This window comes from Pseudomonas sp. SZ57, from assembly GCF_009495975.1.
Classification (GTDB): Bacteria; Pseudomonadota; Gammaproteobacteria; order Pseudomonadales; family Pseudomonadaceae; genus Aquipseudomonas; species Aquipseudomonas syringae.
Genome location: NZ_WIBD01000015.1, coordinates 142,711 through 165,451 on the forward strand (window position 1 = coordinate 142,711; position 22,741 = coordinate 165,451).

The 22,741-nt window shown below is 60.5% G+C and carries 18 protein-coding genes; 10 read left to right on the forward strand and 8 right to left on the reverse strand.

What is annotated here, in order from left to right; translation table 11 throughout:
• Positions 1 to 11: 11 nt before the first annotated feature.
• From GE543_RS15250 to GE543_RS15260, 3 genes are all read right to left on the reverse strand, one after another.
• Complete coding sequence (locus tag GE543_RS15250) at positions 12 to 920, reverse strand: ABC transporter permease (RefSeq protein ID WP_024647922.1); 909 nt, start codon at positions 918 to 920, stop codon at positions 12 to 14.
• 8 nt (positions 921 to 928) lie between these two features.
• A complete protein-coding gene (locus GE543_RS15255) occupies positions 929 to 1,846 on the reverse strand; it encodes an ABC transporter permease (RefSeq protein ID WP_003348343.1) in 918 nt (305 codons plus the stop codon).
• 102 nt (positions 1,847 to 1,948) lie between these two features.
• Positions 1,949 to 3,469 (reverse strand): ABC transporter substrate-binding protein, encoded by a 1,521-nt coding sequence (locus tag GE543_RS15260; RefSeq protein ID WP_153221786.1) that lies wholly within the window; start codon positions 3,467 to 3,469, stop codon positions 1,949 to 1,951.
• 206 nt (positions 3,470 to 3,675) lie between these two features.
• Here GE543_RS15260 and GE543_RS15265 point away from each other — a divergent pair, with 206 nt between their 5' ends.
• The 4 genes from GE543_RS15265 (at position 3,676) to GE543_RS15280 (ending at position 7,454) form a co-directional block, all read left to right on the forward strand.
• Complete coding sequence (locus GE543_RS15265; RefSeq protein WP_003408081.1) at positions 3,676 to 4,584, forward strand: LysR substrate-binding domain-containing protein; 909 nt, start codon at positions 3,676 to 3,678, stop codon at positions 4,582 to 4,584.
• 174 nt (positions 4,585 to 4,758) lie between these two features.
• Positions 4,759 to 5,664: a GTP cyclohydrolase FolE2 gene (folE2, locus tag GE543_RS15270; protein WP_004410826.1), complete on the forward strand. Its 906-nt coding sequence runs from the start codon at positions 4,759 to 4,761 to the stop codon at positions 5,662 to 5,664.
• Positions 5,665 to 5,675: 11 nt separating this feature from the next.
• On the forward strand, positions 5,676 to 6,236 hold the full coding sequence (locus GE543_RS15275) for a carbonate dehydratase (protein WP_003367212.1): 561 nt from the start codon (positions 5,676 to 5,678) through the stop codon (positions 6,234 to 6,236).
• A 51-nt stretch (positions 6,237 to 6,287) separates the two neighbouring features.
• Complete coding sequence (locus GE543_RS15280) at positions 6,288 to 7,454, forward strand: DUF1624 domain-containing protein (protein ID WP_153221788.1); 1,167 nt, start codon at positions 6,288 to 6,290, stop codon at positions 7,452 to 7,454.
• Positions 7,455 to 7,502: 48 nt separating this feature from the next.
• On the opposite strand, the gene GE543_RS15285 is transcribed toward GE543_RS15280, so the two are convergent.
• Positions 7,503 to 8,108 (reverse strand): helix-turn-helix domain-containing protein, encoded by a 606-nt coding sequence (locus GE543_RS15285; RefSeq protein ID WP_003423969.1) that lies wholly within the window; start codon positions 8,106 to 8,108, stop codon positions 7,503 to 7,505.
• Positions 8,109 to 8,396: 288 nt separating this feature from the next.
• Between GE543_RS15285 and glnT the strand changes: the two genes are divergently transcribed.
• The 4 genes from glnT (at position 8,397) to GE543_RS15305 (ending at position 12,844) form a co-directional block, all read left to right on the forward strand.
• Positions 8,397 to 9,731 (forward strand): type III glutamate--ammonia ligase, encoded by a 1,335-nt coding sequence (gene glnT, locus GE543_RS15290; RefSeq protein ID WP_004410830.1) that lies wholly within the window; start codon positions 8,397 to 8,399, stop codon positions 9,729 to 9,731.
• 150 nt (positions 9,732 to 9,881) lie between these two features.
• The gene (locus tag GE543_RS15295; protein WP_153221789.1) at positions 9,882 to 10,802 is read left to right on the forward strand and encodes a glutamine amidotransferase family protein; all 921 of its coding nucleotides are present in this window, start codon (positions 9,882 to 9,884) and stop codon (positions 10,800 to 10,802) included.
• Entirely contained in the window at positions 10,799 to 11,482 is a 684-nt protein-coding gene (locus GE543_RS15300) for a protein glxC (RefSeq protein WP_046235856.1), read from the forward strand. The genes GE543_RS15295 and GE543_RS15300 overlap by 4 nt, the downstream gene beginning before the upstream one ends.
• A 15-nt stretch (positions 11,483 to 11,497) precedes the next feature.
• Positions 11,498 to 12,844, forward strand: coding sequence for an FMN-binding glutamate synthase family protein (locus GE543_RS15305; RefSeq protein WP_103688044.1), 1,347 nt, complete (start codon positions 11,498 to 11,500; stop codon positions 12,842 to 12,844).
• A gap of 553 nt (positions 12,845 to 13,397) precedes the next feature.
• On the opposite strand, the gene GE543_RS15315 is transcribed toward GE543_RS15305, so the two are convergent.
• Positions 13,398 to 14,435, reverse strand: coding sequence for an LLM class flavin-dependent oxidoreductase (locus tag GE543_RS15315; protein ID WP_004412651.1), 1,038 nt, complete (start codon positions 14,433 to 14,435; stop codon positions 13,398 to 13,400).
• Positions 14,436 to 14,642: 207 nt separating this feature from the next.
• On the reverse strand, positions 14,643 to 14,978 hold the full coding sequence (locus GE543_RS15320; RefSeq protein WP_004410841.1) for a hypothetical protein: 336 nt from the start codon (positions 14,976 to 14,978) through the stop codon (positions 14,643 to 14,645).
• A gap of 322 nt (positions 14,979 to 15,300) precedes the next feature.
• Here GE543_RS15320 and sfnG point away from each other — a divergent pair, with 322 nt between their 5' ends.
• Positions 15,301 to 16,401, forward strand: a complete 1,101-nt coding sequence (gene sfnG / locus GE543_RS15325) for a dimethylsulfone monooxygenase SfnG (protein ID WP_153221790.1) — start codon at positions 15,301 to 15,303, stop codon at positions 16,399 to 16,401.
• Between the two features lie 320 nt (positions 16,402 to 16,721).
• Complete coding sequence (locus GE543_RS15330) at positions 16,722 to 18,314, forward strand: sensor domain-containing diguanylate cyclase (protein WP_046235758.1); 1,593 nt, start codon at positions 16,722 to 16,724, stop codon at positions 18,312 to 18,314.
• A 21-nt stretch (positions 18,315 to 18,335) separates the two neighbouring features.
• On the opposite strand, the gene GE543_RS15335 is transcribed toward GE543_RS15330, so the two are convergent.
• On the reverse strand, positions 18,336 to 21,479 hold the full coding sequence (locus GE543_RS15335; RefSeq protein ID WP_153221791.1) for an efflux RND transporter permease subunit: 3,144 nt from the start codon (positions 21,477 to 21,479) through the stop codon (positions 18,336 to 18,338).
• Between the two features lie 33 nt (positions 21,480 to 21,512).
• Positions 21,513 to 22,673 carry an efflux RND transporter periplasmic adaptor subunit gene (locus tag GE543_RS15340; RefSeq protein ID WP_153221792.1) on the reverse strand — a complete coding sequence of 387 codons (1,161 nt, stop codon included), beginning with the start codon at positions 22,671 to 22,673 and terminating at the stop codon, positions 21,513 to 21,515.
• Between the last annotated feature and the right edge of the window lie 68 nt (positions 22,674 to 22,741).

A 22,741-nucleotide genomic window follows, 5' to 3' on the forward strand; every position in this document is an offset into this window, starting at 1 on the left:
TATCTCCTCTGTCAGTTGCGCCCGTCGGGCAGGATCAGGTCGCGCAGGCCGTCACCGACCAGATTGATGCCCAGCACCAGCACCATCAGGGCGACGCCGGGAATGGCGATGACCCAAGGGGAAAAGAACATGTACGGTTTGCCCTCGGCGATCATCAGCCCCCAGGAAGGAATGGGCGGCTGCACGCCGACTCCGAGAAACGACAGCGCTGACTCAAGGAGGATCGCGTGAGCCATTTCCAGCGTAGCGACGACGATCAGCGCACCGACCAGATTGGGCAGGATTTCGCTGGCCAGAATGCGCAGCGTCGAGCAACCCAGGGCCTGGGCCGAGGCGACGTATTCAGCGTCGCGAATCTGCTGCACGGCAGCGCGCACCACCACGGCAAAGCGGTCCCAGAGCAGGCAGCCAAGCAGTACGATCACCACTTTCAGCGAGCCACCGATCAGCGACGCGGAGGCCAGCGCGATCATCACCACCGGCATCGCCAGGCGTGTGGTGATCAGGTAGCTGATCAGTGCATCGGTCTTGCCGCCAAAGTAACCGGCCAACAGGCCCATGATGGTGCCGATGATTCCGGAGATCAGCGCGGCCGATAAGCCGATAAACAGCGAGATGCGTGCGCCGTAGAGCAGGCGTGACAGGTAATCGCGGCCCAGTTTGTCGGTGCCCAGCACGTAGTCCCAGGTGCCGTTGGCCATCCACACCGGCGGTTTCATGCGCAGCATCACGTCCTGCGCATAAGGGTCGTAGGGGGCCAGCCAGGGCGCGAACAGGGCGCCGAGCATGATGACCAGCAGCAGTACCGCGCCGATGGCGAAGCCGCGATGCGCAAAGCTGCTGCGCAATGTGCGCCAGACGCTGCGCGCCGGAGGCTGATAATCGTTGATCAGCAGCGGCGATGAGGTGGTTGTGCTCATGGGGCCTCCTATTTCACGCGGATGCGCGGGTCGAGCAGTGCGTTGAGCACGTCGGCCAGCAGGGTGAGGACGATGTAGATCACTGCGATCAACAGCACGACCGCCTGCACCACCGGGAAGTCGTCACGGGCAATCGCGTCCCAGGCCAGTTGGCCAATGCCCTGCAGCGAGAAAACCGTCTCGATGACCACCGAACCGCCGAGCATGAAACCGAATTCCACGGCGGCGAGGGCCACCACCGGAATCAGCGCGTTGCGCAGCGCATGCTTGAACAGCACGGTGGCAGGGCGCAGGCCCTTGGCCCGCGCGGTGCGGATGTAATCGGAGTTGAGCACGTCGAGCATGCCCGCACGGGTCAGGCGCATGATCGCCGGCGTGGCGTAATAACCGAGGGCGATGGCCGGCATCACGAAGTGCGCCCAGGTCGAATTGCCTGACACCGGTAGCCATTTCAGGGTGACCGAAAACACCACGATCAGCATCAGCGCGAACCAGAAACTCGGCATCGCCTGACCCAGTACTGCGATGCTCAGTGCCAGGCGATCAATCCACGTGTCGCGTTTCACCGCGGCCAGCACACCCAGCGGAATGGCGATCAGCAGCGCAATACTCAGGGCCATCGCACCCAGCCCGAGGGTGATCGACAGGCGCGAGGCGATCAGGTTGTAGACCGACTCCTGAAAGAAGAACGAGTCGCCCAGATCGAGGCGCACCACGTCGGCCAGCCATTCGAAATACTGCGTCACCAAGGGCTTGTTGAGGCCGTACTGCACCCGGATCTGTTCGATCTGCTCGCTGCTGGCTTCCGGCCCGCCGATGGCAGTGGCCAGATCGCCGGACAGGTGCAGCAGGGAAAAGCTGATCACCGACACGGTAATCGCTACGCATAGGGCAATGCCCAGGCGGCGCAAGAGAAATCCGAACATGGCAAGTGACCTTGTGTTCAGGGAGTGACGGGGTGGCTGAACCTGCTGCAAGACGCGTCATGCGCCTCACAGCCAGGTTCGCCGACTGGCCTGGGCAAGCGCTTATTTCCAGCTCGACAGCACGAAGCGCGGCAGCTCGTCCGGGTAAGGCTTGAAGTTCAAGTCCGAGACGTAGGCGTAGTTCATCGAGTAGTTGAACAGCGGCGCCCAGTAAGCCTGCTCGCTGATGCGCTGCAACGCCTTGCGGTAGTTGTCCTTGCGCACCTGCGGGTCCAGCGCGTTGTCGGCGGTCTGCAGCCAACTCTGGACTTGCGGGTCCTTGATGTTGTCGTCGGGGTTGCCCTTGAACCAGGTGCCGGCCGACGCCGAGGTGTCGAGGATCGAGAACGAGCCCCAGGCCTGGAACGACATCGGTACTTTGCCGCCGCGCTGCTGATCACGCAGGGCGGCGTACTTCAGGTAGCGCAGCTTGGCGTTGATGCCCACGGCGCGCAGGTTGCCGATGATGGCCTCCACGTAATCGCGGTCGCGGTAGGCGAAGATTTCGGTCTCAAAGCCGTTCGGGTAGCCGGCTTCGGCGAGCAGCGCCTTGGCCTTTGCCGGGTCGTAGTTGTAGACCGTGGCGGCGGTGGTGTCACAACCGAACTGGCCAGGGTAGCAGGCGACTTGCAACGGCTTGCTTTCGCCGCCGACCAGTTGCGAAGCCAGGCCGTCACGGTTGATCGCGTGGTTGATCGCCTGGCGCACCTTCAGGTGTTTCATCGGCGAATCGGCGCTGGAGGTGCCGCGCGCATCCAGAATCAGAAAACCTATACGCATGGTCGCGCCGCTGGTGACCACCAGATTGGGCATGCCCTTGAGGTTTTCCGCCTGATCCGGTGCAACCCGCCAGATCCAGTCGACGCCACCGGTCATCAGCTCGGCCAGACGCGTTTCGGCATCGGCGATCACCCGGAAGTTGATGTGCCCGATCTTTGGCTGACCCTGCGGGCTGTCCTTGAAGTAGTCCGGGTTCTTGTCCATCTTCACGCCTTCGCCGGTGGCGATGGCCGTCACCTTGTAAGGCCCGGTGCCGACCGGTTTACGGCTGAAGCCTGCCAGCCCGACTTCTTCGAAATATTTTTTCGGGAACATCGGTACGGCGTTGGAGAGGTATTCCAGCGCAGGCGGGAAGGGCTTTTTCAGGTGCAGACGAACGCTGTAATCACCCAGTTTTTCGGCGCTCTTGATCCAGTCGACGTTTTGTACCGTGACCACCTTGGACTCGGGAGACACCACATAATTGAGGGTGAACACCACGTCATCTGCAGTAAACGGGTCGCCGTTGTGAAACTTCACGCCATGGCGCAGCTGGAAATCGATGGTCGTATCGTCGACCTGTTTCCAGCTGGTGGCGAGCATCGGTTGGTACTCGCCATTGTCCGGGTTGCGATAGACCAGGTTGTCCCAGATCAGGCGACCGAGGATCACGCCTTCGCGCAAATCGTTGTGATAGGGGCTGATGTTTTCCGGTTCGCTGTCCGAGGCGTAGACCAGTGTGTCGTCAGCCTTGCCGGCCAGGACGGAGAAACTGCTGAACAGGCTCAATAGCGCGATGCTGCGAGCGAAACCCTTGATTCCCATGCCGTCGTCTCCAAAAGGCAAAGTGGATGTATCAAAGGGCAGTGGGTCGCAAATGCGAGAAGGAGGAAGCAACGAGGCCGCAGTGTTCTTTTGATTGGGTTGTTTTGATGAATTGCGCCTCGACACGACTCTAGGCAAAGCGTATCAATGCCACAAGCACAATATTTCGAACCTTTCATTGCTGAAAAGGCAACGCAGGAGCATTGATGCAACTCTACGGCGTACAGTCCACGGCCTTGCGCTACTTCCTCGAAGTGGCGCGGTGCGGATCGATCAGCGAAGCCTCGATCCGCCTCAATGTCGCGTCTTCGGCGGTCAGTCGGCAGATCAGCAAACTGGAGCGAGAGCTGGATGCGGTGCTCTTCGAGCGTCAGGCGCGCGGCATGATGCTCAGCGAGGCGGGCGTTCGCCTGGCGGCCTATGCACGCAAATCACAGCTTGAGGCCGAGCAGGTGGTACTGGAAATTACCGAGCTGCAAGGCTTGCAGCGTGGGCATGTGCGCATCGCCTGCTCCGAGGGCTTTGCCCTGGATTTTCTGCCGCAGTGCATTGCGCGGTTTCGGCGGCAGTATCAGGGCATCCATTTCTCGATGGAGGTCTGTGCCCCGGCGCAGGCCACCGAACGGGTGCGCTCGGGCGACGCTGACCTGTGCCTGACCTTCAGCCTGACGCCGCAGAACGAGATCAAGGTCGAGCACATCCACAGCGGCGCGATCTGCGCAGTGGTCAGTCATAACCATCCGCTGGCCGCCCGCAAGGAGGTCACGCTGGCTGAGCTGCAACCTTACGCCATCGCCCTGACCAACACCGACACGACCTTGCGCCAGTTGTTCGATATCTGCTGCGGCGTGCAGGGCCTGCTGTTCGATCCGGTGCTGACCAGCAACTACATCGGCGCCTTGCTGCGGTTTGTTCGGGAGGAGGGCGGGATCAGCCTGTCCAGCGAGATGACACTCGACAAACGCGCCCATGAAAAACAGCTCAAATCGCTGCCGATCAGTGACGATGGCATGAAGGCACGGCGTATCGAGTTGCAAAGCATGGCCGGGCGCAACCTTCCCGCTGCAGTTGCTGCCTTCCGGGATTTTCTGATCGAGGAACTGGCAAAGACCTGAGCCGCTGGCGGTATTGCGGGAGCGCTGTGTGGAGTGAGTAACCTTTGGTTGATGAAGTTCGCAAGCATGATGTTATAGTGTAACGAATTTATGGCCGTGCACTGCACGGCTGTGAACCGCCAACATCAGGCTTCGCCCGCGTGGTGAAGTTCGCCAACGAGACGAACGACGCACATGAACAAACCTCTCCCGGATGTTGCCCTGACGGAAATTTCCCCGGCGCTGGTGTCACTCGACTGGGTCGGCATGCAAGGTGTGGAAGTGCCGATCAGACTGGCTGAAGCAAGCATTCGTCATCCTGTTCACGCGCATGTCGATCTGCAGGTCGATCTGACCGACCCGAGCGTCAAGGGCATCCACATGTCGCGACTCTATCGGCTGCTCGACGGCTATGCCGAACGGCAGATCGTCAGCCCCGATACGCTGTCTGCCTTGCTGGAAGCCATGGTCGAGAGTCACCTCGACTGTCACTCCAGCCATGCCCGACTCAAGCTGAGCTTCAATCTGCTGTGCCGTCGCCCGGCGTTGATTACCGAAGGGCTCAGCGGCTGGAAATCCTACCCCGTGACGCTCGATGCCACCTGGCATGCCGGTCGGCTGTGCCTCGACAGTTCGGTGGATGTCACCTACTCGTCCACCTGTCCGTGCTCGGCCGCATTGTCTCGGCAACTGCTGGAAGAGGCATTCGCGGCGCGCTTCGGCAGGCAGTCATTTGTCGATCCGATGCAGGTCGCCGCCTGGTTGCGCGAGAACGCATCGTTCGCCACGCCGCACAGCCAGCGCAGCGTTGCGACGGTGCAGGTGCGGGTGGCGGAGCAGGCGACCGAACTGGGCCTGATGACGCTGATCGACCTTGTCGAACAGGCGTTGGGCACCCCGGTACAAACCGCGGTCAAGCGTGCCGACGAGCAGGCGTTCGCGCGGCTCAACGGCCAGAACCTGATGTACGTCGAAGACGCTGCGCGCAAGGTCCAGCAAGCACTTGAAGGCCGCTATGCAGCTTCCAGCGTCAGTGTTCGTCACTTCGAAAGCCTGCACCCGCACGATGCCGCTGCCCAGACTTCCAACTACCTGTCCTGAGGTTTCATTCCGTGATCCGTAAAAATCCTTCCGGCCATCTGCCGGTCATTGCCGAGTCCGCCTACATCGATAAAACCGCGATCATCTGCGGCAAGGTGATCATCAAGGACAACGTGTTTGTCGGGCCCTACGCCGTGATCCGCGCCGACGAAGTCGATGCCACCGGAGACATGGAACCGATCGTCATCGGTGCCAATTCCAACATTCAGGATGGCGTGGTGATCCATTCGAAATCAGGTGCTGCTGTCACCATCGGCGAGTTCACCTCGATCGCCCACCGATCCATCGTGCACGGACCTTGCATGGTCGGAGATCGCGTGTTCATCGGTTTCAATAGCGTGTTGTTCAATTGCCAGGTCGGCAACGGCAGCGTGGTCAGGCACAACTCGGTGGTCGACGGTCGCGATTTACCGGAGCACTTTTACGTGCCGTCCACCACCCGGATCGGGCCGGGCACTGACCTTTCGCAATTCCCACCGGTGAGCATTTCGGCTTCGGAGTTTTCCGAAGATGTGGCGCACACCAATATTGATCTGGTGCGCGGCTACAAGGCGCTTCAGAACGAGTTCTGACTCAGGACACCCTCGACTCATTGCACTTCCGCCCACGGATCTGGATTTTTCATGACAACAGCTGTTCACTCAACCCGGGCACCCGCATCACGGCTGCGCTCGATCGATGCTCTGCGCGGGCTGATCATTCTTTTCATGTTGCTGGACCATGTCCGCGAAACGTTCTTCATGCACCACCAGGTCATCGACCCGATGGACGTCGCCACCACCGCGCCCGAGCTGTTTTTCAGCCGGACGCTGGCGCATTTGTGTGCGCCACTGTTCGTCCTGCTGACCGGGCTTTCGGCGTTCCTCTATGGCGAGAAACACCAGGGCAAAAGCGACGTTGCGGCGTTCCTGCTCAAGCGCGGTCTGTTTCTGATTGCGCTGGAGTTCACTCTGGTGAGCTTTGCCTGGACCTTCGAGTTCCCGCCGACCATCATCTACCTGCAAGTGATCTGGGCCATCGGCCTGAGCATGGTCGCGCTGTCGCTGATGGTGTTCCTGCCGCGCTGGGCGCTGGTGGTCATCGGTGTGGTGATCATTGCCGGGCATAACCTGCTGGACACCGTGCATTTCGGTGTCGAGTCGGCCATGCACGTGCCGTGGGCGATCCTGCACGACCGTGGCTGGATCGAGGCTTCCGATAACCTGCGCTTGCGCACCTCGTATCCGTTGTTGCCGTGGATCGGCATCATCGCACTGGGCTACGCCGCAGGCCCCTGGTTCTCAAGCAGCTACGACGCGGCGAAACGCCGTGCGAACCTGTGGAAGTGTGGGGCAGGGGCGCTGCTGGGCTTCGTGGTCCTGCGCCTGATCAACGGCTACGGCGAAAAGCCGTGGAGCGTCGGCGATACCGGCGTACAGACGGTCATGAGCTTCTTCAACATCACCAAATACCCGCCGTCGCTGCTGTTCATCTGCCTGACGCTGGGGATTGGTCTGCTGATCCTCATCGCCTTCGAACGCGGTCAGGAAAAAAGCGCGTTGCGGCCGCTGGTGGTACTCGGTTCGGCGCCGATGTTTTTCTACCTGCTGCACCTTTACGTGCTGAAAATTCTGTACCTGATTGCCTTGGCGATCTGGGGCACCAATCAGGGCACGTACTTCGGTTTCGACCACATGTGGGGCGTCTGGCTGACCTCGGTGGTACTGGCCGTACTGCTGTTCCCGGCGGTGCGCTGGTTCGCCGCGCTCAAGGCTCGTCGTCGGGATATCAGCTGGCTGAAATACTTCTAGTCCCGGCAACAGCGGTGCGCCTGCTGGCGTACCGCGTCTCGCCTGGCGTCAATCTCCGTGCGCCCCGTAATTCATGATCGACAGCAGTTTGATCGGCACCTGCACCAGTTGCTCGGGGCCATGGGGGATGTCGCCATCGAAGGTCAGGCTGTCACCGGCCTGCATCGGATACAACTGGTTGCCGTGGCGGTAAATCAGCTCGCCTTCCAGCAGGTGCAGAAACTCCGTACCTGGGTGTGAGAAGGTCGGAAACTCTTCGCTGGCATCGTCCATCGTCACCATGTACGCCTCGAAACTCTTCTTCGGCCCACGGGTATGGTTGAGCAGGTGATAGGTGTGGCCTTTCTCGGTGCCGCGCCTCACCACTTCGAGTCCTTCATCGGCCTTCACCAGCAAGGCACTGCTGCCTTGCTGGTCGTACTGGCTGAACAGTTTGGACATGGGCATGCCCAGCACGTCGCACAGGCGGCTGAGGTTGTCGAGGCTGGTCGAGACCTGCGCGTTCTCGATCTTGCTCAGCATGCCCTGGCTGATACCGGCGATGCGCGCCACGTCGGCGAGCTTCAGTTCCTGAGCCTGGCGCTGACGCTTGATCTGAATGCCCAGGTACTGCTCGAGCTTCAATTTCGGATGAGGGTCGGTCGGCATGTTCATCGGCTTTGCACGGTTTCCGTTCAATAATTTTTATTTCGCACTGGGAATGTGCGTTTCGCCTGACCGTGGTGTGGCCGGGTTGCAGATTATTCCCACAGGGAAAACGAGTTTCCCATATAAACAGCAGAATTACCCCTCCTGAGTCACTTCGTTTAATTGGCATACCAAACTGGCAAGCGCCTTGCATTCCTAAAGGGAAAGTAATTTTCCTGTTCGGAATATATCCCGAAAGGCAGTGAACAGCGGCCCTTCCTTGAAACGTTTTGCTTTTGCCAGGAGACACGTCCCATGTTGCCACCCGAAACACAGCGTCTGATCGAACAGCACGGCATCAAGTACGTACTGGCTCAGTTCGTCGACATTCATGGTTCGGCCAAGACCAAATCGGTTCCTGTGACAGGTTTGGAAATGGTTGCAGAGGACGGTGCCGGGTTTGCCGGTTTCGCGATTTGCGGGATGGGCATGGAGCCCCACGGGCCGGACTTCATGGCCAGGGGTGATCTGTCGTCGCTGACCCCGGTGCCATGGCAGCCGGGCTATGGACGGGTAGTGTGCATCGGCCATGTGGATGGCAAACCCTGGCCTTATGACAGCCGCTACGTGTTGCAGCAGCAGGTCGAACGCCTCAGCCAGCGTGGCTGGACCCTCAATACCGGCCTGGAGCCCGAGTTCAGCCTGTTCAAGCGCGACGTCACCGGCAGTCTGCAGATGGTCGATGCCAGCGATAACCTCGACAAGCCCTGCTACGACTACAAAGGGCTGTCGCGTTCTCGCGCGTTTCTCGAGCGCCTGACCGAGGCACTGCAGCCAGTGGGTTTCGACATCTATCAGATCGATCATGAAGACGCCAACGGCCAGTTCGAGATCAATTACACCTACAGCGAGGCCATGGAATCGGCTGACCGTTTCACCTTCTTCCGCATGGCCGCCGGAGAGATTGCCAATGACATGGGCATGATCTGCTCGTTCATGCCCAAGCCTGATCCCAAACGTGCCGGCAACGGCATGCACTTTCACCTGTCGATCGCCAGTGCCAGCAACAAGAACCTGTTCCACGATGCCAGCGATCCGAGCGGCATGGGGTTGTCGAAACTGGCCTATCACTTCGCGGCGGGTCTTTTGGCTCATGGACCTGCGCTGTGTGCCTTTGCCGCACCCACGGTCAACTCCTACAAACGCCTGGTGGTCGGCAATTCACTCTCGGGCGCCACCTGGGCCCCGGCGTTTATTGCCTTCGGTGCCAACAACCGCTCGGCGATGGTGCGCGTGCCTTATGGCCGTCTGGAGTTTCGTCTGCCCGACGCTGGTTGCAATCCGTATCTGGTCAGCGCCGCAATCATTGCCGCAGGGCTCGACGGTATCGACCGGCAACTGGAGATCGATCACGTCTGCAACGAGAACCTCTACACATTGAGCCTCGAAGAGATTGCCGCACGGGGCATCAAGACCCTGCCGCAGTCGCTCAACGAAGCCTGCGACGCGCTGCAGGCCGACCCGTTGTTTGGCGAAGTGCTGGGCAGCGAGATTGTCGATGAATTCATCCGCCTCAAGCGCATGGAGTGGGTGGAATACAGCCGCCACGTGAGCGACTGGGAAGTGAAACGCTATATCGAGTTTTTCTAGCGGCAAGTTTCAGAGAGCAGCTGCAAGTTTCAAGCGGCAAGCTGCAAGAAGAAGCGGATTGCGGCGTGTTTGATTTCTCTGTCTACGCGGTTGGTTTTTAGCTTGCAGCTTGCAGCTAAAAGCTTGCCGCTCCCGAACAAGGTGAGGCGTATGTGCGGAATCGTTGGTTTGTATCTGAAAAACCCGGCGCTGGAGTCGCAACTCGGCAAGTTGTTCGAGCCGATGCTCGAAGCCATGACCGACCGCGGACCGGACAGTGCCGGGTTCGCCATCTATGGCGATGAAGTGGCGCAGGGCTGGGTCAAGCTGACCTTGCAGGCCACCACCGAACAGTATGATTTCACGGCGCTGATTGCGGCGCTGCAAGGCAGGTTGAGCGCGCAGCTGGACTGGTTTCAGAACGCCAGCGCCGTGGTCTTGAAGGTTCAGGCAGAAGAAGCCCCGGTGCGCGCTGCGCTGGCGGAACTGGCACCGAGCGTGCGCATCATGAGTGCCGGGCAGAGCATCGAGATCCTCAAAGGCATGGGCCTGCCGCGGGAGATTTCCGAACGTTTCGGTCTGGCGTCCATGAAAGGCAGCCACATCATCGGCCACACGCGCATGGCCACCGAAAGCGCCGTGACCACGGAAGGCAGTCACCCGTTCTCCACGGGCTCCGACCTGTGCCTGGTGCACAACGGCTCACTGTCCAATCACTTTCGTCTGCGCCAGAACCTGCGCCGCGAGGGTATTCATTTCGAGACCGACAACGACACCGAAGTGGCGGCGGGGTATCTGGCCTGGCGTCTGCAACAGGGCGACAGCCTGAAACAGGCACTCGACAAGTCGCTCGAAGACCTCGATGGCTTTTTTACTTTCGCCATCGGCACACGCAATGGCTTTGCGGTGATCCGCGACCCGATCGCCTGCAAACCGGCAATCCTTGCCGAAACCGATGACTACGTCGCCATGGCCTCGGAATACCAGGCGCTATCCAGCCTGCCGGGGATCGAAAACGCCAGGGTCTGGGAACCGGTCCCGGCCACCATGTACATCTGGGAACGCGAGCCAGCCGAGGGAGCACGCCCATGAAAACCGTCGATCTTTCCAGCGCCACCGTGCGTGATCTCAATCAGGCCCTGCACGATCAGGTCAAGCAATTGCAGGACCGCGAATGGTTGGTCACGCATCCCGATGGCGCACACAATCTGGCGGTCGGCGTCAACGAAGCCATCTCCATCGATATTAAGGGCCACGCGGGTTACTACTGCGCGGGGATGAACCAGAAAGCGTCGATCACCGTGCACGGCAACGTCGGTGTCGGCTGCGCGGAAAACATGATGTCTGGCGCTGTGCGGGTCAAGGGCAGTGCCTCGCAGGCGGCCGGCGCAACGGCACATGGCGGCTTGCTGGTGATTGAAGGCGATGCCGGAGCGCGTTGCGGTATTTCCATGAAAGGCATCGACATCGTGGTCGGCGGCAGCATCGGCCACATGAGCTGCTTCATGGGCCAGGCCGGTCGGCTGGTGGTCTGCGGCGACGCTGGTGATGCGCTGGGCGACTCGCTGTATGAAACGCGGATCTACGTCAAAGGCAAGGTCGAGTCACTGGGCTCCGACTGCATCGCCAAGGAGATGCGTGAAGAGCATCTGCAGGAGTTGCAGGAGCTGCTCAATCGCGCGGGCTTCAACGAGAAGGCAGCGGATTTCAAACGCTACGGCTCGGCCCGTCAGCTGTACAACTTCAAAGTCGATAACGCCTCCGCGTACTGATCCAGGAGCATTACCATGAGCGACCCTATCAGCCACAAACCTGCTCCAGTCCTGCGCGAGTCGGCCACCTTCGATCGCCTGACCATTCAGGAAATCCAGCGTGCTGCGGAAACCGGCATCTACGACATTCGCGGTGGCGGCACCAAGCGCAAGCTGCCGCACTTCGACGACCTGTTGCTGCTCGGCGCCAGCGTGTCGCGCTACCCGCTGGAAGGTTACCGCGAGAAGTGCGGCACCGACGTGGTGCTCGGCAATCGCTTTGCCAAGAAGCCGTTGTACCTGAAAATCCCGATAACCATTGCCGGCATGAGCTTCGGCGCGTTGTCGGCCAACGCCAAGGAAGCACTGGGCCGTGGCGCGACCATCGCGGGCACCAGCACCACCACCGGCGACGGCGGCATGACCCCGGAAGAGCGTGGCCAGTCGCAGCATCTGGTCTATCAATACCTGCCATCGCGTTATGGCATGAACCCGGACGACCTGCGCAAGGCCGATGCCATCGAGATCGTGCTGGGGCAGGGCGCCAAGCCGGGCGGCGGTGGCATGTTGCTGGGCATGAAAGTCACCGAACGGGTGGCCGGCATGCGTACCTTGCCGGTCGGTGTCGATCAGCGCTCGGCCTGCCGTCACCCGGACTGGACCGGCCCGGACGATCTGGCGATCAAGATTGCCGAGATTCGCGAGATCACCGACTGGGAAAAGCCGATCTACGTGAAGATCGGTGCCAGCCGTCCCTACTACGACGTGAAACTGGCCGTGAAAGCCGGCGCCGACGTGATCGTGCTCGACGGCATGCAGGGCGGTACGGCAGCGACTCAGGAAGTGTTCATCGAACACGTCGGCATCCCGATTCTGCCTGCCATCCCGCAGGCCGTGCAGGCGCTGCAGGAAATGGGCATGCATCGCAAGGTGCAGTTGATCGTCTCTGGCGGCATCCGCAACGGCGCCGACGTAGCCAAGGCCATGGCGCTGGGCGCCGACGCAGTGGCGATCGGCACGGCGGCGCTGATAGCACTGGGCGACAACCATCCGCGGCTCGACGAAGAACTGAAAAAGATCGGCTCGGCAGCGGGTTACTACGACGACTGGCAAAACGGCCGCGACCCAGCGGGCATCACCACCCAGGACCCGGAACTGTCCAAACGTCTCGACCCGGTCGAAGGCGGTCGGCGCCTGGCCAACTACCTGCGCGTACTCGTCCTCGAAGCCCAGACCATGGCCCGCGCGTGCGGTAAATCACACCTGCACAACCTCGACCCGGAAGACCTGGTGGCACTGACCGTCGAATCAGCAGCCATGGCCCGCGTGCCCCTGGCCGGGACATCGTGGATTCCGGGTTCGGGTTCAGGGTCGGGTTACTGACGCCATAACGTGCTTTCGAAACGCGATGTACTGACTGACGCCATAACGTGCTTTTCGATCACGATGGCACAGACGACGCAAATTGCGACGTAAGTGACGGCTGGGTCCTGGCGCTGATCCGGGGCTACCCCCGGATCAGTGACAGGGCGAAGGAACCCGACGAAGTCGGGCCGGAAACGGAGCTGCGGGCTTTGCCTACTTTGGCCGCATCAAAGTAGGTCGCCGAGGGGCGAAAAGGTGATCTGAGCCGGACCCCAACCTTCGGGGGTCACACCAGAGCGTGGGAACGAGCGTCGCAATGTGATTTTTGATTCTGGCCGAAGGCCGTAGGAGCGAACTTGTTCGCGAAGAAGGCTTCTCAATCGACGTATTTTTGCCGATTACACTCGCGCTTTCGCGAACAAGTTCGCTCCTACGCCCTTCGGGCAGAAGCCTGGAAGCCTTTTACTTGGAGCATCCAGGACTTGCGCATAACGATGAGTGCAGAGCGTGTGGAGGATCAATATTATGGTCTGAGCAGCATTTTCCTGGGCCTCTCAGGCAATCTCAACACTCAACGAAACACCGGCACCACGTGCTTGATGAACAGCTCAAGCGACTTTTTCTTCTCGGCATGCGGCAGGCTGTTGTCGCACCAGAAGCTGAACTCGTCGACACCCAACTCCTGATAGTGACGAATGCGCGGAATGATCTCCTCAGGGGTACCGATCATGGTATTTTTGCGGATGTTCTCCAGCTCGAACTCCGGACGTTCCTTGAATTTCTCTTCCGGGCTGGGAGCCAGAAAACCGTTGACCGGCGTCTGTTTGTTGCCAAACCACGCGTCAAAAGTGCGGTAGAACTTAGCGATGGCGGTGGCACCTACCTTCCAGCCTTCAGGATCATCTGCGGCATGCACATGCGTATGGCGCAGCACCATCAATTGCGGGCGGGGCACGTCAGGGTTGTTGGCCAGCGCGGCGTCGAACTTGTTCTTCAGGTCGACAACTTCTTCGTCACCCTTCATTAACGGGGTGACCATCACGTTGCAGCCGTTCTGCACAGCGAAATTATGCGAGTCGGGGTCGCGTGCAGCGATCCACATCGGCGGCGTGTTGATCGGCTTGGGCACGGAAGTCGAGGTCGGGAATTTCCAGATGTCGCCATCGTGAGCGTAGTCACCCTGCCACAGCGCACGCACCACCGGGACCATTTCACGCAACGCCTTGCCGCCTTCGGAGGCTGGCATGCCACCGGCCATGCGGTCGAACTCCACCTGATAGGCGCCGCGTGCCAGACCGACTTCCATGCGCCCGTTGCTGATCACGTCGAGCAGCGCGCATTCCCCCGCGACCCGCAATGGATGCCAGAACGGCGCAATGATGGTGCCCGCGCCCAGATGAATGCGTGTGGTTTTGGCCGCCAGATAGGCCAGCAGCGGCATCGGGCTTGGCGAGATGGTGTATTCCATCGCGTGGTGTTCGCCAATCCAGACTGTGCTGAAGCCACCTTGCTCGGCCATCAGCGTCAGCTCGGTCAGGTCCTCGAAAAGCTGGCGATGACTGACACTGTCATCCCAGCGTTCCATGTGCACGAACAACGAAAACTTCATGACACTTACCTCGCTTAAATCTGGCGCCTGCACCGGCGTGATGAGTTATTGTTGTCTGATGGTATACCGTAATACTTTCGGTGCAAGTGTTTTTTGCGGCGCTGCTCCGCGCTGCAAAACGCAACGGCAGAAACGAAAAAAAGCGCCTCATGGGAGGCGCTTTCGGGTGTTGCGGATTCAGCCGGGACAGGCTCGATCAGCTCGGGATCAACTGCAGGCTTCGGATTCGATATAGTCAGCCGTGGAGTCGCGAATCACCGGACCCATGCCACTCACGGCCTTTGCCTGCTCCATGATTTCCAGTGTGGAACCGGTGCCGACCAGGTTCACCGTATGGTTGGCGCAGTTATAGACCCGCTTGGAGTAGATCACCCCAAGCATGCCTTCACGCCGGGTGATCACCACGCGTTCCTTTGCGCTTCCGCTTTTTTCTACCAGTGCGTGATGACCGGACGGATCATGGGGGATGGATAGGGTTTTGCCTTCGGCATGCGCCGACAGGGCAGGGATCATCAAAGCCAGAAAACAGGCATGCAATTTCATCGGTGCTCCTGCGGATGAATGCGGGTTCGTTGGATCCAAAATTTACTACTGCAACGCGATTCTGGATAGCAGGGCGAGCTGCCTCTCGTCGGCTTGTTTTTAACGAATCACATCCTGCGCAGGCCAAAAATCCCTTGAAACTGTTGCTCCGGCAACAGTGGTTCCACACCCTGGCGTGGCACGGACAGTTGACGCTGCACATCAGCCGTCGCAACGCCTTGATCTGTCTGTGTTTTATTGGATGGCACGGTTGCTGCTCTGTGGATCTGCAGGCCCTTGTGTTTAATGCGCTCGGGAAGCTTGCAGCCAGAGGAGTACCGACATGAGCCAATCGTCCATAAAATTTGCGTACTGGGTTCCGAACGTCAGCGGTGGGCTGGTCGTCAGCAAGATCGAACAGCGCACCAGCTGGACCATCGACTACAACCGCAAATTAGCGCAGATCGCCGAGCAGTCCGGCTTCGACTACGCGCTGACGCAAATCCGCTTTACCGCCGGCTATGGCGCCGAGTTCCAGCATGAATCCGTAGCTTTCAGCCACGCGCTGTTGGCTGCGACCGAAAAGCTCAAGGTCATCGCCGCGATATTGCCCGGTCCATGGACCCCGTCGGTAGCCGCCAAGCAACTGGCGACCATTGACCAGCTCACTGCCGGGCGCGTGGCAGTCAATATCGTCAGCGGCTGGTTCAAGGGCGAGTTTCAGGCCATCGGTGAGCCCTGGCTGGAGCATGACGAACGTTATCGGCGCTCCGAGGAGTTCATTCGCGCGCTCAAGGGAATCTGGACCACCGACAACTTCACCTTCAAGGGTGATTTCTATCGCTTTCACGATTACACCCTCAAGCCCAAGCCGATCCAGCGTCCTCACCCGGAGATCTTTCAGGGCGGCAGCTCGCGGGCTGCACGTGATATGGCGGCGCGGGTGTCGGACTGGTATTTCACCAACGGCAATACTGTCGAAGGTATCAAGGCGCAGGTCTATGACATTCGAGCCAAGGCAGCCGCGAACGGGCATTCGGTGAAGATCGGCGTCAATGCCTTCATCATTGCCAGAGATACCGAAGAAGAGGCACGCGCCGTGCTGGCCGAAATCGTCGACAAGGCTGATCCGGAAGCTGTCAACGCCTTTGGTGACGCCGCGAAACAGGCCGGTCAGGCGAGTCCGGAAGGCGAGGGCAACTGGGCCAAATCCACCTTTCAGGATCTGGTGCAGTACAACGATGGCTTCAAGACCAACCTGATCGGCACACCCCGGCAGATTGCCGAACGCATCGTCGAACTCAAGTCCGTTGGCGTAGACCTGGTCCTTTCCGCGTTCCTGCATTTCCAGGAAGAAGTCGCCTATTTCGGTCAGCACGTGTTGCCTCTGGTACGCGAGCTGGAAGCCGCTGCACAACGCAAGCCTGTCGCCGAGACGGCTTGACCCCAGGTCACTGCCGACAACCCGCCTTGCCCCTGTAAGCCGGTCGCGCTTACAGCCCGCCATAAAATCAGGCGCCACTGTGATCCAGTGTGCGCCTGCGTCCGTATGTTCAACCCCGATCAACCCATATACCGCTGTACGTGGCATTATGATGCCACTCACTGGCATGCTTTTATCGATGCCAGGCCTTCCAGGTATGGCCGAGCACTTGCCGACAATGGCAGTTGATAGCGAAAGGATTGTCGATGGCCCCTGAGCAATCAGGTCCGGTTTTCAGAAAAACCAGATGCACTGGTTCTCACCTGTTGTGGAGGCAAGTTTTGAAACGCGACCTTCGGCTTGCGTCATGGCTGATCTTCGTAGTGTGCGCCTGCGTGGTGATGTTGATGGCCTGGCAAGCATGGACCGCACGCCGCAACACCCTGGAAAACATCCAGACCAGCACGATCAATCTGGCTGGAGCGCTGAGTACCTACACGGATGGCATTTTCAAGCAAAGCGAGCTGATGCTGATCGGCCTGACGGAGCGTGTCGAAAAGGACGGCGCCGGACCCGAACAGATCGAGCGTCTGAGGTGGGTGATCGCGCGTGAAATGGGCGCGCTGCCGCAGATCGATACCGTGTCGCTGTACAACGCTGACGGGATTTGCATCTTCTCAAGCAATCCCAAAGTCATAGGCATCAACAGCGGGCAGCGCCAGTTCTTTCAGCACCACCTGCAGGTGCCTGACAAAGCCCCTTACATCGGCCCGACGATTCGCAGCCGCGCCTCCGGCGAATGGGTCATATCGGTCAGCAGACGCATCAATAATCCCGATGCGAGTTTTGCCGGGCTGATGGTTGTGACCATCGGCGTCGATCATCTGTTGAAGTTCTATTCGGATATCAAGGTTGGTCGAACCGGCATTATTAGTCTGACGTCGACGGCCGGACAATTGCGGGTGCGCTATCCCCATCTGGAACAGGAAATCGGTCGCGACCTGTCATCGACGCCCATTTTCACCTCGGAACGCGGCCAAGTGTCCGGCACCGCTCAGTTCGTTTCCAGGATTGACGGTGTCCCGCGTTTTTATGCGTTCAAACGCAGTGATGTCTACCCGATCGTCACCGTGGTTGCGCTGGGTCAGAAAGAAGCCATGCTCGACTGGCTGGGCCAGACCAAGCAGTCCATTCTGGTCATGCTGGTGCTGCTCGGCCTGGTGATCGGGCTCGGCGTTCGTCTGATCGGGCATATTCACAGCCGCATACGTGCAGAAGACCAGTTGCTTGATTCCCAGGCAGCCCTGATCCGGCTGAACCAGCATCTGGAGTTGATCGCCTCTGAAGACAAACTCACCGGGCTGGCCAATCGCAGACGTTTCGATCAGTTTCTGGAAGTCGAATTCAAGCGCGCCAGACGCGAGCGCAGCCTGCTGTCGTTGATTCTGATCGATGCCGATCATTTCAAACGCTACAACGATCATTACGGTCACCTGGCCGGTGACGAATGCCTGATTGCGCTGGCCCGAGTGGTGGAGCAGTTCATTCGTCGTCCCAGTGACGTCGCCGCCCGTTATGGCGGTGAAGAGATCGCGGTGGTGTTGCCTGGTACTGACGAGTCGAACGCTCGCCAGGTGGCCGAAAATATCCTGCGGGCGATCCGTGACGAGCAGATCGAACATCCTGCCAGCCCGTTTGGCATCGTGACGATCAGCCTCGGTGTCGCGACATTCGTCGGCACGGATCGGCAACTCGATGAGCGTAGCCTGATCGAGCTTGCCGACCGCGCGTTGTACGCCGCCAAGTCGCAAGGTCGCAATCGGGTGAATGTGGCTTCGGAAATCACGACCGGCACATTACCGGCCTGGACCCGCGTCAAGGCCTCTGCGGACGAGCAAGCCGACACGGAGCCAAGGTCGGGCCAGCGGGATTGACACCCGCCGGCCGCCTTTTGCCTATCGCTTCTCAGGCAGCTGCTGATCGTCGGCAATGGGTTGCGCATGCGGTTTGCGGCGCAGCACGGACAGCAACCAGACGAAGAATACCGGCACCAGAACCACGCCCAGCAACGTTGCGCTGAGCATGCCGCCGATAACACCGGTACCGATGGCGCGCTGGCTCGCAGCGCCTGCGCCGGTGGCCAGGGTCAGCGGCACCACGCCAAGGATGAAGGCCAGCGAGGTCATGACAATCGGTCGAAAGCGCAGCCGCGCAGCCTGAAGCGCCGCGTCGCGCAGTGAGTGGCCCTGATCCCACAGCTCCTTGGCGAACTCGACGATGAGAATCGCATTTTTCGCCGCCAGCCCGATGATGGTGATCAGGCCGACTTTGAAATACACATCGTTGGGCATACCCACGGCTGTCACCGCCAGCACGGAACCCAACGCACCGACGGGTACGATCAGCATCACCACCAGCGGGATCGCCCAGCTCTCATACAAAGCGACCAGCAGCAGGAACACCACCAGCAGCGCCAGGCCGAACAGTCCGGCCGCCTGGCCGCTGGCGACTCTTTCCTGATAGGAGAGGCCGGTCCATTCGTAACCGATGCCTTGCGGCAGCCCGGAAACGATCCGTTCGATTTCCGCCATGGCCTCGCCGGTACTGACCCCCGGCGCTGCGTCGCCGGAAATCCTGAACGCGGGGTAGCCGTTGTAGCGGGCGATCTGCACCGGGCCTTGTTCCCAATGCGTCGAAACGAAGGCGCCCAGCGGCACCAGCGTGCCGCTGCTGTTGGGTACGTAGAGTTTGAGCACGCTTTCCGGGGTCATTCGCGAACTCTGCTCGGCCTGCACGACCACGCGCTGTTGACGCCCGGCATTGGCGAAGTCGCTGATCACCGAGGAGCCGAAGGCGGTGGACAGGGCGTTGCTGATCGACTCGAAACTCACGCCCAGCGCCCGGGCTTTTTCGCGGTCGATGTTCAGGCGCAATTGCGGCGCTTCGGCCAGACCTTCCATCATCGCGTAGAGAATCTTCGGGTTGCCGTTGGCCTCGCCGAGCAGCTTGTCGCGCGCCGCCAGCAATGCTTCACGGCCCAGGCTCGCACGGTCCTGCAGACGCAGCGAGAAGCCGCCCGAGGTGCCCAGGCCGTCGATGGGCGGTGGCGTCACCGCCATCACCGTACCGTCGCTGAGCCCGGCAAAATGCTGGTTGAACGCCGCCGCTTCTTCAGCCGCCGACTGGCCCTTGCCGCGCTCCGACCAGTCCTTCAGGGTCGGGAACGCAAGACCGGCGTTTTCACCCATGCCCGAGAAGCTGAACCCCAGCAGCATGGTCACCGCACCCGTGGCTTCGCGGGACAGCATGTAGTTCTCGAGCAATTGTGCGGTGAGGTCGGTACGCGAACGGGTGGCGCCGGGAGGCAGTTGCACGTCGATGATCAGATAGCCCTGGTCTTCCACGGGCACAAAGGACTCCGGCAGGCGCAGGTAGAAAAAGCCCAGCAGACCGACGATACCGAGGTACAGCAGCATGTAGCGGCCGGCGCGCTTGATCATGCTGGAGCTGACGCGCTCGTAACGATCGGTGAACGTGCCGAACAGGCGATTGAAACCACCGAAGAACCCCCGCTTTTCATGGTGCCCGGCCGGGATCGGCTTGAGCAGCGTGGCACACAGCGCCGGGGTGAACGTCAGGGCCAAAAAGCCCGAAAACAGAATCGACACGGCCAGCGACAGCGAGAACTGCTGGTAGATGACCCCGACCGAGCCGCCCATGAAGGCCAGTGGCAGAAACACGGCGGCCAGGACCAGCGTGATGCCGAAAATCGCCCCGGAAACCTGCTGCATCGCCTTGACCGTGGCGGCGGCGGGAGAGAGGCCTTCTTCAGCCATGATCCGCTCGACGTTTTCCACCACCACAATGGCGTCGTCGACCAGAATACCGATGGCCAGCACCATGCCGAACATGGTCATCATGTTCACCGAGAAGCCCATCAGGTACATGATCGCCAGTGTCCCTGCCAGACACACCGGGACCACGATGGTCGGGATCAGCGTGTAACGGATGTTCTGCAGAAACAGGAACATCACCAGAAACACCAGCACCATGGCTTCGATGAGGGTGTAGATGACCTTGTCGATGGCCACGTCGACGAAGCGCGAGGTGTCGTACGGTATCGAAAACCCCACGCCTTCCGGGAAATTGACCGACAGCTCGGTGAGCCGCTGCTCGACGGCTCTGGCCGTCTGGATCGCGTTGGCACCCGGCGACAGCTGAACGGCACCGGCGACGGCCCGTTGCCCGTTCAGGCGTGATTCGAAGCTGTAATCCTGGCTGCCGACTGCCACGCGCGCCACATCGGACAAATGCACCGCAGAGCCGTCCTCGTTGGCACGCAGAACGATGCGCCCAAACTCTTCCGGGTTGTCCAGCGTACCCTTGACCGCCAGGGTGGCGGTCAACTCCTGCAGTGACGAGGCCGGGCTGCTGCCGAAGCTGCCTGCCGGCACCTGCACGTTCTGCGCCCGGATGGCGGCATTCACGTCGTCGATGGACAAGCCGAAACCCACCAGCTTCTGCGGATCGATCCATACCCGCATCGCGGCTTCGGCAGCGAAGAATTGCAGTCTGCCGACACCGTTCACCCGGCTTATTTCGTTATTGACGTTGCGTGCCGCGTAGTCGGCCAGCGCGACGGTATCCTTGTTGGCCGCGCCGTCCTTGTAGTTAAGGGTGTAGATCAACAGAAAACCGGAGCTGGCCTGTTCGACCTGCAGGCCCTGGCTGAGGACAGTCTGAGGCAAGCGTGCTTCGGCTTTCTTGATACGGTTCTGCACCTCGACCTGAGCCAGGTCCGGGTTGGTACCCGGCACGAACGTCACGTTGATTTCCGCGCTGCCGGTCGAGTTGCTGGTCGACTCGTAATACAGCATGCCCTTGGCACCGTTGAGCTCGTCCTCGATAACGCTGGTCACCGAATCGACCAGCACCTTCGCGGATGCGCCGGGGTAGGTGGCGGTGATGGTGATCTGCGGTGGCGCCACGTCCGGGTACTGCGCCACAGGCAGGGACGGCAGAGCCATCAGCCCGGCGAGCAGGATGAACAGGGCAAGTACCCAGGCGAAGTTGGGGCGCTTGATAAAGAAGAGAGACATGGACAGTGATCCTCGGTCGCGCTGAAGGCGGCTTTATTGCGCCTTGGCCTGCGGTTGGGCGGATGGCGATTTGCGGGCGACCTTGTCACCGGCGCTGAGCCCGGTCATGTTGCCGACAATGACCTGTTCGCCTGCCTTCAGGCCTTCGGTGATCTGCCAGCGCGAATCCTGCATCGCCCCGGTTTTGACCGGACGCGCTTCGACCGTGCCGTCCTGGGCAATCACCAGCACGCGGGCTGCACCGTCGCCGGAGCGCTGAACGGCGCGCTGCGGAACAAGAATGGCGTTGCTGTCGACGCGCTGCGGTGTGCGCACCCGTACGTACATGCCGGGCAGCAGCACGCCCTTGGGATTGGCAAAGCGGGCACGCAACGACACCTGCCCGGTGGTCCGGTCTACCGCGACATCGGTAAACAGCAGGGTGCCGGTGCTCGTGTAATCGGTGCCGTCGACACTCAGCGACAACGCGTCTTCGCCGCCCTTGGGCAAGCGGCCTTCCTGTATCGCGGCGCGCATCTGCAAGGCCTCGGCAGCCGGCTGGGTAAAGTCGGCGTAGACCGGGTCGAGTTGTTGAATGGTTGCCAGCAGCGTGGTTTCGCCCTGACCGACCAGCGCGCCCTCGGTGACCATGGCGCGGCCGATGCGGCCTGAAATCGGCGCTTTGACGGTGGCATAGCCCAGGTTCAGCCTGGCTGTCTCGACATCCGCCTGAGCCGATTTTTTAGCGGCGATTGCGTTTTGCAGTGCAGAGCGGGCGGTATCGAAAGTCTGGCGGCTGACCGCTTCTATTTCGACCAGCGACTCGTAACGTTTGACCGTGGCCTGAGTCTCGAACAGCGTGGCTTGCGTGCGGGCCAGATCTCCCTGCGCCTTGGACAGCGCGGCCTTGAAAGGCGCCGGATCGATCTGGAACAGCACTGCGCCGGCTTTCACATCGGCACCTTCCTCGAAGTTGCGGCTCAGCACGATGCCGGCCACCCGGGCGCGAACCTGCGCCACACGCACCGGTTCGATACGGCCGGGCAATTCGTCAACGACCGTGAACGATTCGGCGTTGACGGTAATGGCTTCCACCTCTTTGGGCGCTTTCGATGCAGCGTGATCCTGCTGCTGTTTCTGCTCGCACCCGGCCAGACCCAACGCTGCCAGCAGGGCTACTGCAGGCATGACACGCCAATCGCTGAAACTACTCATCATTCACCCGGCCGCAGCCATCAGATGCTAAAGCCGCGAATGATCTACTTTGTACGAAAGTGAGTCAA

What these genes read in the sequence shown, in the direction of transcription:
- GE543_RS15295 (WP_153221789.1), top strand. Translation starts at nt 9,882, where the DNA reads ATGTGCGGAATCGTTGGTTTGTATCTGAAAAACCCGGCGCTGGAGTCG.
- GE543_RS15305 (WP_103688044.1), top strand. Translation starts at nt 11,498, where the DNA reads ATGAGCGACCCTATCAGCCACAAACCTGCTCCAGTCCTGCGCGAGTCG.
- GE543_RS15340 (WP_153221792.1), bottom strand. Translation starts at nt 22,673, where the DNA reads ATGAGTAGTTTCAGCGATTGGCGTGTCATGCCTGCAGTAGCCCTGCTG.
- GE543_RS15315 (WP_004412651.1), bottom strand. Translation starts at nt 14,435, where the DNA reads ATGAAGTTTTCGTTGTTCGTGCACATGGAACGCTGGGATGACAGTGTC.
- GE543_RS15255 (WP_003348343.1), bottom strand. Translation starts at nt 1,846, where the DNA reads ATGTTCGGATTTCTCTTGCGCCGCCTGGGCATTGCCCTATGCGTAGCG.
- GE543_RS15280 (WP_153221788.1), top strand. Translation starts at nt 6,288, where the DNA reads ATGACAACAGCTGTTCACTCAACCCGGGCACCCGCATCACGGCTGCGC.
- folE2 (WP_004410826.1), top strand. Translation starts at nt 4,759, where the DNA reads ATGAACAAACCTCTCCCGGATGTTGCCCTGACGGAAATTTCCCCGGCG.
- glnT (WP_004410830.1), top strand. Translation starts at nt 8,397, where the DNA reads ATGTTGCCACCCGAAACACAGCGTCTGATCGAACAGCACGGCATCAAG.
- GE543_RS15320 (WP_004410841.1), bottom strand. Translation starts at nt 14,978, where the DNA reads ATGAAATTGCATGCCTGTTTTCTGGCTTTGATGATCCCTGCCCTGTCG.
- GE543_RS15260 (WP_153221786.1), bottom strand. Translation starts at nt 3,469, where the DNA reads ATGGGAATCAAGGGTTTCGCTCGCAGCATCGCGCTATTGAGCCTGTTC.
- GE543_RS15265 (WP_003408081.1), top strand. Translation starts at nt 3,676, where the DNA reads ATGCAACTCTACGGCGTACAGTCCACGGCCTTGCGCTACTTCCTCGAA.
- GE543_RS15300 (WP_046235856.1), top strand. Translation starts at nt 10,799, where the DNA reads ATGAAAACCGTCGATCTTTCCAGCGCCACCGTGCGTGATCTCAATCAG.
- GE543_RS15285 (WP_003423969.1), bottom strand. Translation starts at nt 8,108, where the DNA reads ATGAACATGCCGACCGACCCTCATCCGAAATTGAAGCTCGAGCAGTAC.
- GE543_RS15335 (WP_153221791.1), bottom strand. Translation starts at nt 21,479, where the DNA reads ATGTCTCTCTTCTTTATCAAGCGCCCCAACTTCGCCTGGGTACTTGCC.
- GE543_RS15250 (WP_024647922.1), bottom strand. Translation starts at nt 920, where the DNA reads ATGAGCACAACCACCTCATCGCCGCTGCTGATCAACGATTATCAGCCT.
- sfnG (WP_153221790.1), top strand. Translation starts at nt 15,301, where the DNA reads ATGAGCCAATCGTCCATAAAATTTGCGTACTGGGTTCCGAACGTCAGC.